The sequence below is a fragment of the Massilia sp. Soil_C_3 genome, from assembly GCF_057657035.1.
On sequence record NZ_JBDGJG010000002.1, the window covers coordinates 76,574 to 87,237 of the forward strand.

A 10,664-nucleotide genomic window follows, 5' to 3' on the forward strand; every position below is an offset into this window, starting at 1 on the left:
TGATCGTGCTTCCGTCAATGAAAGGATGAGCATGTCCGAATTTGTCATCACCGCTCCCGCAACGCCATCGGTGGCCGTGGCCGGCTCCGAAGCCCGGTTCCCGGTGCGCCGCGTGTTCTGCGTCGGCCGCAACTACGCCTCGCACGCGCGCGAGATGGGGAGCGATCCGAACCGCGAACCGCCGTTCTTCTTCACCAAACCGGCCGACGCCGTGGTGCCGGCCAGCGGCGCGGTGCCATATCCGCCGTCGACCGACGACCTGCACCACGAGATCGAACTGGTGGTGGCGCTGGGCCAGGGCGGCGCCAACGTCGATCCGGCCAACGCGCTCGACCTGGTGTGGGGGTATGGCGTGGGGCTGGACCTGACCCGGCGCGACCTGCAGGCGGCGGCCAAGGACACCGGCCGTCCCTGGGACATGGCCAAGGGCTTCGACGCCTCGGCGCCGTGCAGCGCCCTGCATCCGGTGAGCGCAGTGGGCCATCCCGCCGAAGGCCGCATCTGGCTCGAGGTGAACGGCGCCCTGCGCCAGGAGGGTAGCCTCAATGAACTGATCTGGCCGATCGCCGACGTGATCGCCTACCTGTCGCGCTTCGTGACGCTGGCGCCGGGCGACCTCATTTATTCGGGCACGCCGTCGGGCGTGGCGGCGCTCAAGCCGGGCGACCGCGTGCGCGGCGGCGTCGACGGCGTCGAGACCTTCGAACTCGAGATCCGCTGACCGTCGATCAACCTCTCCATCTGCGCCTGCAAGGCCTGGCGCGCCGCGTCGAGCTGCTTGCCGTTGGTCTTGCTCGATAGCGTGGAACGGTCCTTGCGACCGAGGAAGTAGGCGACCCGTTCGGCGTTCGCGCCGGACGGGTGCGGCAGGCCGTGCAGGATGCGGCTCGCAGTCAGCACGCCTTGCGCCGCCAGCCAGTCCAGGCCTTCGCCGACGCTGGTCCCCATCGGGATGTACAGGGCGTCGGGTAGCATGGCCGCTTCGTGCGCGAAGTAGCGCAGCGTTTCTTCGCGCAGGAAGGCGTGGCGCGGCATGGCGGGCGTGCCGCTGTAGTTCTTGCCGTCGACGAAGACCGGATGGCGCAGGATGGCGCCGATGTGGACCAAGCCGGCATCGGGGCCGAACAGGGTGGCGCAGCTGGCGATGCCGAGCCAGCGCTGCACGCCAATCGCATCGAGCAGGGCCACGAAGTTGGGCCGGATCGCGCCGCTGAAGGCGCCGGCCTGGCGCGCCGCCACCAGCACCTGGTCGGTTGAAGCGCCCGCGGCCATCTGGCGCTGCGCCTCGCGCATCGCATTCTTCCACTGCACGAAGCCGGGCGAGATCCCGACCACCACCACGCGCGCGGCGCGGTTCACCGATTCGAACGGGATGTAATAGCTGCGGTAACGCCCGTCTTGTGCCAACAGGAAATGCTCCGGGATGTCGGCCGGGGTGGCGATGCCGGCCAGGTCCAGCCTGCGGATCGCATCCGCATAACGGTCGAAAAGATTGTCCATGGAGCAGGAAAGGGAAAAAGGCGACAAGCTCGACATTCTGCCAGCGTTTTGAGACGCATCAATGCACGCAAAGTTTGATACGCTAGTGACATCGACGCACATTGCGCCAGATCCACCAGGAGAAAGGCCATGACTCAAGTCGCATTGATCACCGTGCACGGCATGGGGGAAACACTGCCCGCGTATGCGGACGGGTTGATGGCGCAGCTGCGCAGCCGGCTGGGCGGCCTGGCGCCCCAGGTGACGATGCGCTCGGTCTATTATCAAGGCATCCTGCACGAGAACCAGCGCCAGGTCTGGGAGCGCACGGCCGCCGGCGGCAAGGTGCGCTACGACGCCTTGCGTAAATTCGTGCTGTACGGCCTGGGCGACGCCGCCGGACTGGAAACCCGCAAGGAGATCCCCGGCTCGGTCTATGAGCTGGCCCAGGGCGAGATCGCGAGTGCGCTGCTCTCGTGCCATGCGGCCCGCCCCGACATGCCGGTGGTGTTCGTCGCCCAGTCGCTGGGTGGACAAGTGCTGTCGAGCTATCTGTACGACGCCCAGAAGGCGGCCGCAGGGAGTCCGGTCGGCGCCGGCATCTGGCGCAACATCGACGCCTGGGCCTCGGGCGCGCTGGGGCGCCCGTTGACCGCGAGCGAGCGCGTGTTCCTGGGCGGCGGCACCTGCGCCAGCCTGGTCACCACCGGCTGCAATATCCCGATCTTCGTTGCAGCGCACAAGGAGATGGACATCATCCCGATCGCGCCGCCCACCTCGCTCTTCAAGTGGATCAATTTCTACGATCCTGACGACGTGCTGGGCTGGCCGCTGCAGCCGCTGTCGGGTGGTTACCGGGCCCTGGTCGAGGACCGCGCGATCAATGCCAGTGGCGGCATAGGCAGCCTGCTGGCGCGCAGCTGGAATCCGCTATCGCACGAAAACTATTGGGAAGACGCAGCTGTGCTGGACGCGATCGCTGCCATGCTGCGCCGTCTGGCGGCTTAGGCCAGCCCACTCACAGTCATTCCCGCGCAGGCGGGAATCCAAGTTTCATGCTCGGCCAATGAAGCTTGAGCTGGCAACTACGCTACGGCCTTGGATTCCCGCCTGCGCGGGAATGACGTGCGGGCTTTTCGGACTAAGGTACCGGCGCTATAGGATCCGAGCGCCAGCATCCCTTACATCGCCAGCGCCGGACTCTTGCGCAGCGCCAGGCGCGGCTGCCCAGCCGCATCCGCATTGCCCAGCCTGAAGCCCGCCGCCACCTCGGCCAGGCGCGCCGCCTGTTCCTGCATGCTGGCCGCGGCCGCGGCGGCCTGTTCCACCAGCGCCGCGTTCTGCTGCGTCACCTGGTCCATCTGCGTGATCGCCTCGTTCACCTGGTGAATGCCGGTGCGCTGTTCCTGCGTGGCCGAGGTGATCTCGGACATCATGTCGGTCACGCGCGCCACGCTGGTCACGACGTCGTTCATGGTGGTGCCGGCCTGCTGCACCAAGGTCGTGCCGGCATTCACCTGGGTCATCGAGTCGCCGATCAGGCCCTTGATTTCCTTGGCCGCGCTGGCCGAGCGCTGCGCCAGGTTGCGCACCTCGCTCGCGACCACGGCGAAGCCGCGGCCCTGTTCGCCGGCGCGCGCCGCTTCCACCGCCGCATTCAGGGCCAGGATATTGGTCTGGAAGGCGATGCCGTCGATCACGCCGATGATGTCGACGATCTTGCGCGCCGAGGCATCGATCGAGCCCATCGTGTCGACCACCTGGCCGACGATGGCGCCGCCGCGCGCCGCCACTTCGGACGCCGCCTGGGCCAGGCCATTGGCCTGCACCGCATTGTCGGCATTCTGGCGCACGGTCGCCGTCAGTTCTTCCATTGAGGCCGCGGTCTCTTCGAGCGAACTGGCCTGCTGCTCGGTGCGGCTCGAGAGGTCGAGGTTGCCGGCCGCGATCTCGCCCGATGCGGTGGAGATGGCGGTAGTGCCTTGCTGGACCTCGGCCACGACCCGGGCCAGCGCGCCGTTCATGGTTTCCAGGGCGCGCATCAGGTCGCCCACTTCGTCTTTCGGGTAGGTCGCGAAGGTATTGCCGAGGTTGCCCGCCGCGACCGTCCTGGCCACGTCCAGGGCGCTGTCGAGCGGCCGGGTGATGCTGCGCGTGATCATGACGGCTGCCACCGAGCCGAGCGCCGTGGCCAGCACGGTCAGCAGGATGACCAGGCGCGTGCTGCGCTCGTTCGCGGCTTCGATGTCGAGCGCGATCTGGTCGATTGCCTTGCGCTGGATCTGCAGCAGACTCAGCACCCGCGCGCCATAGGCGGTAGCGGCCGGGTTAAAGACCGCCTCATACGCCTGCTCGGCGCCGGCGGCGTCGCCCGCGGTGCGGGCGTTCATCACCACTTCCTTGGCAGCCTGGTATTGCTTGCGCAGGCCGAGGATCTCTTGCAGCGTCTGTTTTTCTTCGGGCGAGTCGAGCAAGACTTCGACTTTCTTCAAAATCGCGGTGGTATCGGTGACGCTGTCCTTGATCGGCTTGGCGAACACGGTCGACAAGGTGCTGTCGGTGCTGCGCGCGATCAGCGAGGTGCGGGCAATCGCCGAATAGGTCATGACATACCAGTCCGAAACCAGGCGTTCCTTGGCCAGGGGCTTTTGCATCATCTGGTGGGTGGCTTCGGCACTGCTGCGCGTGGTGTATAGCGCGAAGGCGGTGCCGGCCAGGGAGAGAACGAGGATCGTGGCGAACGCGAGCGTCAGGCGCGAGCCGATGCGTAGATTTTTTAACACGATGTCAATAACCCGTAGAAACGGAAAATTCCGCTAAGCAAGTATCACCTGTTTAAACCTAAATTGAAATCTCCCGATGTGCTAGCTGTTGTATGGACGCATCGTATGTTAAATCGGCGAATTCACAGCTTCACGCGCCGCCTTTCCCGGCTCCCTCCAGTGTGAACACGGGACGGATATCGCCCGCCACTGTGCCGCGCGCATTCTTGATGGCAGGTTGGCGGTAGCGCTCGAGCGCGGCCTTGCGCCCTGCGTCGAGCAGGCCGAGCTGGTCGAGCACGGCGTACACGGCCGGATGCAGGGCGCGGCTGTTGCCGTCCGCAATCTTGATCGCGATGCCGATCCCGGCCGAGCGCACGCCGATCGCCTGCACCGCGTCGGCGCCGATCTTGGCCACCCAGTCGCCGCCGCCGGCCGTCATCCAGTGCAGGTCGGTACGCTCCTGGCCCGAGACCATGTCCGGCCGCGCCGTCATGGCCTCACCCAGGATGCCCATCGCGCCGCCCAGCTGCGGGTCGTTGTTGCCATGCGCCAGGCGCGCATACAGATGCGCCAGCGACGACAGCGGCAGCGCATAGTTCGGCGCCGAGCAGCCGTCGATCCCGGTCGGCATGGCCTCCGCAGGCAGGCCCACGGCATCGGCCAGCGCGGCGCGGATCGCCTGCTGCAGCGGGTGGCCGCGGTCGACGTAGTTGGCGGTCGGCGCGCCGTGCAGGCGGCACCAGGCCAGGAAGCCGCTGTGCTTGCCGGAACAGTTGTGGTGCAGCGGCGTCCATTGCGCACCCGGCGGCGGCGTCAATCCCGTGAACTCGTAGTGCAGCGGCTGTGCGCAGCCGCATTCGAGGTGGCCGGGGTCGAGGCCGATCTTGTCCAGGATCGCGCGCACGCCCTCGAGGTGGATGTCTTCGCCGGAATGGCTGGCGCACAGCAGCGCCACTTCGTCCTGCGTGAGGCCGAAGCGCGCCGGGCCGTCGGACAGGATGAAGGGCAGGGCCTGGAACGGTTTCAGCGCCGAACGGGTGAAGGTGGGATAGTCCGGGTCGCCCGCCGACCACAACAGCCGGCCGCGGGTGTCGACCACGGCGACCGAGCCCCAGTGGACGTTCTCGATCACGTTGCCGGAGTCGGGATAGCCGCGCGTGGTCGCGACGAGGGGGATCGCTTGCATGGGTTGGTCTGGTTCGTTGTCGATGGCGCTAATGTACGGCATCCGTACGCAATACAGACACACGCTTGGCAGGGCGCCATTCACGTCCCGTCGAGCTTCGACATGCACAGGTAACCGGCCTCGAAAAAAGCCTGGAAACACGCATGCAGACGGGGTGCAGACGTGTACGAACGACACGCATATGCACCTCCCGTTCACTTCACGTTTTCAGCATTTCATCGCGCGTTTCAGCGCTTCGTCCCACTGCCGCTTGAGTGCGCGCGAAGTCTGGCTAGACTGGATTCATCGCCAGACAAACAGCAGCCCTGGCGACGACGAAACATGTGAACCACGCGGCCTCTTCATGAGCGATCGAACGCTTGCCGCACCGGTTCTTCTCTCGCATCCGACCTGAAAGGAAAAGACATCATGCGCATCAAGCACATCGCCCTGTTCGCCATCACCGCCGCCACCGCCACCCTGTCGCTGCCCAGCCTTGCCGCCCCGCAGGGCGCCGGCAAGGAAGTGGTGGAAGTGCGCAGCTCCCATCAGCAGGTGCGCATGCCGCCGTTCGCCTACGACCGCGTGCAGGGCGAATATGCGCTCGAGGATGGCCGCGTGCTGGAGGTCAAGGGCAAGATCGAGGACGGCAAGCGCGCGCTGTACGCCGACCTGGGCGACGGCCCGGTCGAACTCATCCACGTCGGCAAGAAGCGCTTCGTCGCAGTAGGCAAGGACCTGAACATGCGCTTCGAGGGCGAGCGCGCGGCGCATACCGTGTACGTGCGCGAAGCCGGCAACCGCGCGTTGGCGGCGACCCAGCGCTGATCCGCTTGCTCACCCGACCTGACAGGAGAAGCACCATGCGTATCCAGCATCTCGCCTTGCTTGCCGCAGCGGCCCTGGCGGCGCTGCCCGCTCTCGCCGCGCCGGCCGCATCCGCCGACAGCGGCGGCGCCGAGGCCGTCCAGGCGAAGAAGTCTTATCTCGATCCATTGATGAACAAGCGCATGCAGGGCGTCTACCGGCTCGACGACGGCCGCATCCTGCGCGTGAGCGAACGGAGCCGCAAGCTGTATGTGGACGTCGGCGCCGGGCCGGTCGAGATCGTCCACATCGGCGACGACCGTTTCGAGGCGGTAGGTAGCGACTTGAGCCTCAACTTCGAAGGCGGCCCGCACCCCCACGCAGTGGTGCTCAAGAGCGGGCCCGAACGCAGGGTGGCTTCAAGCCTGCGTTGAACCGAAGCGCCCGGCCTGGTAGTCGGCGATCGCCTGCACGATCTCGTCGCGGGTGGTCATGACGAAGGGGCCGTGCGCCACCACCGGTTCGCGGATCGGTTCGGCATGGCCGAACAGCAGCAGCGTATCGGCCTCGGCCCTGATGTCCAGGGCGTCGCCGTCTTCATCCAGTTCCACGAGTTGGTAAGCGTTGACGAGATCGCAGTGATCGCCCACACCGATGCGTCCACGCACCACATACAGCAGCACGTTGCGTCCATGCAGGCCGGCCACCGTCAACCTTCCTCCGGCCTGCATCGCGACCGTGCTCATGAACACGCCGGTGAGCGACCGCACCGGTCCCGTGCTTGTCTCCCACTGGCCGGCGATCAGGTTCATGGTCACCTTGCCGTCGTCGAGCGCCAGGGCGGGGATCTGGTCGCGCTGCAGTCCGGTGTATGCGGGTGCGCTCATCTTCAGGCGCGACGGAAGATTGACCCACAGCTGCAGGATCTCGAGCGGGCCGCCTTGTTCCAGGAAATCGCGTGGCGACACCTCGGCGTGCACGATGCCGCTGCCGGCTGTCATCCACTGGATGCCGCCGGCGTGGATCACGCTTTCGTGGCCGAAGCTGTCGCGGTGCGCCAGCATGCCGTCGACGATGAAGGTGACCGTCTCGAAGCCGCGATGCGGATGCGGTCCGAACGGCAGGCCGCGGTTGTGCGGCCCGTAGACCTGCGGGCCGTGATGGTTCAGGAACAGGAAGGGATCGATCTGCTCGAGCTGGTTCGAGGGTACGGGACGCTGCGTCAACAGGTCGCCGATGTCGTCGCGCAGGGCGGGGTGCAGGCGGCGGATGGTCTTGTCGGTCATGGCGCGTTTTCTCTTGGTCGAAGCGCGTAACGATACGCGGAAAACGTGGTTCGGGTGCACACATGCCTGTGCTAGACTCCTTGCGCTTTTGCAACCTTGCGCTGACTTCTGGAGACCGGCACCATATGTACAAGAAAGCCCTGCTTGCCAGCCTGGTGCTGGCGTGGACCACTACCGTCGCATCCGCCGCCCCCACCGCCGCATCGGCGACGGCCCCGAGCGAGACCGCCGTCAACGCCGCCAAGTATGCGGTCCAGACTTACCGCAACGACGTGGTCGACACCCTGGCCAAACTGGTCAGCTTCAATACGGTGGCCGATGCCCGCGACCCGTCCGACAAGAACCCGGTCCACATCGCGTTCAAGGCCGCATTGAAAGAGGAGGCCGAGCGCCTCGGCCTCGATTACCAGGACCATGGCTGGACCGTCATCGTCGGTCTCGGCAAGGGCAGCGAACGGGTCGGCATCGTGACCCATGGCGACGTGCAGCCGGTCGATCCGGCCAAATGGAAGAAGTCGCCGTTCGTGCTGGACCGCACGAGCGAGCCGGGCAAGTTGATCGCGCGCGGCGCCGAGGACGACAAGGGACCGATCGCCACCGCGCTGTATGCGATGAAGACGATCCGCGACCGCCAGATCCCCTTGAACAAGCGCATCGAACTGTATGTGTACATGGGCGAGGAATCGGACTGGGGACCCTTGACCGAATTCCTCAAGACCCACGTGCCGCCGCAAATGAGCATCACGCTCGACGCCGAATATCCGGTGGTGACGGCGGAAAAGGGCGGCGGCACGGTGGCCGTGACGATCCCGAAGGTCGGCGCCGCGATTCCCGCAGCCGGTGAAGCGCAGATCGCCGAATTCAGGGGCGGCTCCTTCAATACCCAGATTCCCGAAGACGCCGAGGCGCTGCTCGCCAATGCCACGCCGGAGATCGAGCAGCAGATCCGCGCGCGCGCCGCCGCGCAGGAAGGCATGCGCTACACCTTCGAGCGCCAGGGCGCGAACCTGAAGGTGATTGCGAAGGGCGTGTCGGCCCACTCGTCGAAGCCGCAGGAAGGCGTGAACGCGGTCAGCATGCTGGCCGACGCGCTGGCGGTGCGCAGCTGGCCGAATACGGTGGCCGGCGGCGTGGTGAACTACCTGAATGACCTGGTCGGCACCGGTTACCACGGCGAGAAGTTCGGCAAGATCGCCTACCGCGACAGCTTCATGGGGCCGATGACTTTCAAGCCGACCGTGATCCGCCAGCTGGATGAAGGCATCGAGGTCGCGATCAATGTGCGCCGGCCGCGCGGCAAGTCGACCGCGCAGCTGACGTCCGAGATCGAGGCCGCCCTGGCCGACTGGCAGGCGCGCCGGCTGCCACTGGCGAACATCAAGGTCGGCGTGCGCGAGCCGTGGATCCTGGAGAATGCGCCGCAGGTGCCGACCCTGTTGTCGACCTTTTCGTATTTCACCGGCATGAAGGACGCCAGGCCGGTGGCGATCGGCGGCGGCACCAATTCGCGCCTGTTCCCGAACGCGGTCAGCTTCGGTCCATCGATGCCGGGCCAGAAGTACACCGGGCACTCGGAACACGAATTCATCACCACCAAGCAGCTGCTGTTGAATTTGCAGATGTATACGGCGGTGCTGGTCGAGTTGGCCAAGTAAGCCGATCAGGTAAGCCTGCCATCTCCGCCGGCCCGGCGCTCCGGGCCGGTTGTCTCCCGACCTCCCCCTTGCTTTGAAACGCCGCTTTTGCCTACGATGGGCAGGTAGGCGTTTTTCTTGCCAAAATGTGTAAAAAATTCTAATTATTGCGTAGGTGCGGGACTACAATGATCCTGCCGGTTGGCGTTCGTCCGGACGCTCTCCCTGCCAATCCACGCCGTATGCCAATGGCTGTCTCGCCCCTGTGACACAGCAGTATTGACGCCTGGAAAGTGCGCAAATTCTGGGTGGAAAGTGTGGCGAAAACAGCATGCTAGGATCGGTTTCTCGTGCCGCGAGCGCGCCGATGTCTTGGCATTCGGCGTGCACGCTCGCGCCCGATTGACCGAACCTGAACTGTTGCCATGCATAGTAAAGAACTCAAGAAACCGGACGGACGTAATCTCACCCTGTACAGCAATGTGCCGATTCCGGACGGCATTGTTGCGACCAGCCCGTTCCCCGATCCGCAGCATGCGAATCCGCACCTGCGCTGGCATTCGCTGCGCGGCGAGTGGGTGACCTATGCCGCTTTTCGCCAGAACCGCACCTACCAGCCGCCGCCGCAATACAACCCGCTGGCGCCAACCGTGGACGCGGAACATCCGACCGAGATGCCGGCCGGCGACTACGAGATCGCCGTATTCGACAACCGCTTTCCCTCGCTGGCGCTGGAGTCGCACGATCCGCCATTGGCGACGGTGCCGACCGCGCCGGCCAACGGCCATTGCGAAGTGGTGGTGTTCACGCAAGACCCGAACGCGGCGCTGGCCCACCTGCCGCTGTCGCGCATCGAGCTCTTGCTGCAGGTCTGGGGCGATCGCACCACGCGCATCGGCAGCCACCAGAACATCCACTATGTGCTGCCGTTCGAGAACCGCGGCGCCGAGGTCGGCGTGACCCTGCACCATCCGCATGGCCAGATCTATGCCTATCCCTTCGTGCCGGCGGTGCCGGCGCGCATGCTGGCGCAGGAGCGCGAATACTATCTGCAGCACGGCGCCAGCCTGCTGTGCGACATGGCGCGCGACGAGGCCGCCGACGGCCGGCGCGTGCTGTACCAGGACGACTACGCGATCGCCTTCGTGCCGGCCTGCGCGCGCTATCCCTACGAGGTGTGGGTGATGCCGACCGCGCCGTGCAAGGATTTCGCCGCGCTCACGCCGCCGCAGCGCGAAGGACTGGCGCGCGCGCTCAAGACCGTGCTGCTCAAGTACGAGACCCTGTGGAACCGGCCTTTCCCTTACCTGATGGCCTGGTATCAGGCCCCGACCGACGGTGCGCAGCACCCGGAAACCCAGCTGCACGCCCAGTTCTATCCGCCTTACCGCACGCGCGACCGCCTGAAATACCTGGCCGGCACCGAGCTGGCGGCCGGCATGTTCGCGATGGACGTGCTGCCCGAAACCACGGCCTATGAATTGCAGCAGGTCGAAGTGAACCTGGAGGACGCCGCATGACGGAGATG

10 protein-coding genes are annotated in these 10,664 nt (G+C 65.8%); 6 read left to right on the plus strand and 4 right to left on the minus strand.

Going from position 1 to position 10,664, the window contains the following annotated elements; all coding sequences use genetic code 11:
- Nucleotides 1–31: 31 nt before the first annotated feature.
- Nucleotides 32–721 carry a fumarylacetoacetate hydrolase family protein gene (locus AC3A6F_RS03230; protein WP_487678539.1) on the plus strand — a complete coding sequence of 230 codons (690 nt, stop codon included), beginning with the start codon at nt 32–34 and terminating at the stop codon, nt 719–721.
- Here AC3A6F_RS03230 and AC3A6F_RS03235 read toward each other — a convergent pair.
- Nucleotides 622–1,500, minus strand: a complete 879-nt coding sequence (locus AC3A6F_RS03235; RefSeq protein ID WP_487678540.1) for a hypothetical protein — start codon at nt 1,498–1,500, stop codon at nt 622–624. The two genes, AC3A6F_RS03230 and AC3A6F_RS03235, sit on opposite strands and share 100 nt — an antisense overlap.
- Before the next feature lie 129 nt (nt 1,501–1,629).
- On the opposite strand from AC3A6F_RS03235, the gene AC3A6F_RS03240 reads away from it, so the two are divergent.
- Nucleotides 1,630–2,487 carry a hypothetical protein gene (locus tag AC3A6F_RS03240; RefSeq protein ID WP_487678541.1) on the plus strand — a complete coding sequence of 286 codons (858 nt, stop codon included), beginning with the start codon at nt 1,630–1,632 and terminating at the stop codon, nt 2,485–2,487.
- A gap of 173 nt (nt 2,488–2,660) precedes the next feature.
- Here the strand turns inward: AC3A6F_RS03240 and AC3A6F_RS03245 are convergent, their stop codons facing one another.
- Both AC3A6F_RS03245 and AC3A6F_RS03250 read right to left on the minus strand, forming a co-directional pair.
- Nucleotides 2,661–4,262 carry a methyl-accepting chemotaxis protein gene (locus AC3A6F_RS03245; RefSeq protein WP_487678542.1) on the minus strand — a complete coding sequence of 534 codons (1,602 nt, stop codon included), beginning with the start codon at nt 4,260–4,262 and terminating at the stop codon, nt 2,661–2,663.
- 130 nt (nt 4,263–4,392) lie between these two features.
- Nucleotides 4,393–5,430: an asparaginase gene (locus tag AC3A6F_RS03250; protein WP_487678543.1), complete on the minus strand. Its 1,038-nt coding sequence runs from the start codon at nt 5,428–5,430 to the stop codon at nt 4,393–4,395.
- A gap of 408 nt (nt 5,431–5,838) precedes the next feature.
- Here AC3A6F_RS03250 and AC3A6F_RS03255 point away from each other — a divergent pair, with 408 nt between their 5' ends.
- Together AC3A6F_RS03255 and AC3A6F_RS03260 are read left to right on the plus strand one after the other, a co-directional pair.
- Nucleotides 5,839–6,237 carry a hypothetical protein gene (locus tag AC3A6F_RS03255; RefSeq protein WP_487678544.1) on the plus strand — a complete coding sequence of 133 codons (399 nt, stop codon included), beginning with the start codon at nt 5,839–5,841 and terminating at the stop codon, nt 6,235–6,237.
- Nucleotides 6,238–6,272: 35 nt separating this feature from the next.
- Nucleotides 6,273–6,650, plus strand: coding sequence for a hypothetical protein (locus AC3A6F_RS03260; protein WP_487678545.1), 378 nt, complete (start codon nt 6,273–6,275; stop codon nt 6,648–6,650).
- Here the strand turns inward: AC3A6F_RS03260 and AC3A6F_RS03265 are convergent.
- Complete coding sequence (locus AC3A6F_RS03265; RefSeq protein WP_487678546.1) at nt 6,636–7,502, minus strand: pirin family protein; 867 nt, start codon at nt 7,500–7,502, stop codon at nt 6,636–6,638. The two genes, AC3A6F_RS03260 and AC3A6F_RS03265, sit on opposite strands and share 15 nt — an antisense overlap.
- A 125-nt stretch (nt 7,503–7,627) precedes the next feature.
- On the opposite strand from AC3A6F_RS03265, the gene AC3A6F_RS03270 reads away from it, so the two are divergent.
- The gene (locus AC3A6F_RS03270; protein ID WP_487678547.1) at nt 7,628–9,157 is read left to right on the plus strand and encodes a dipeptidase; all 1,530 of its coding nucleotides are present in this window, start codon (nt 7,628–7,630) and stop codon (nt 9,155–9,157) included.
- 404 nt (nt 9,158–9,561) lie between these two features.
- Complete coding sequence (galT, locus tag AC3A6F_RS03275; protein WP_487678548.1) at nt 9,562–10,656, plus strand: galactose-1-phosphate uridylyltransferase; 1,095 nt, start codon at nt 9,562–9,564, stop codon at nt 10,654–10,656.
- Nucleotides 10,657–10,664 lie beyond the last annotated feature (8 nt).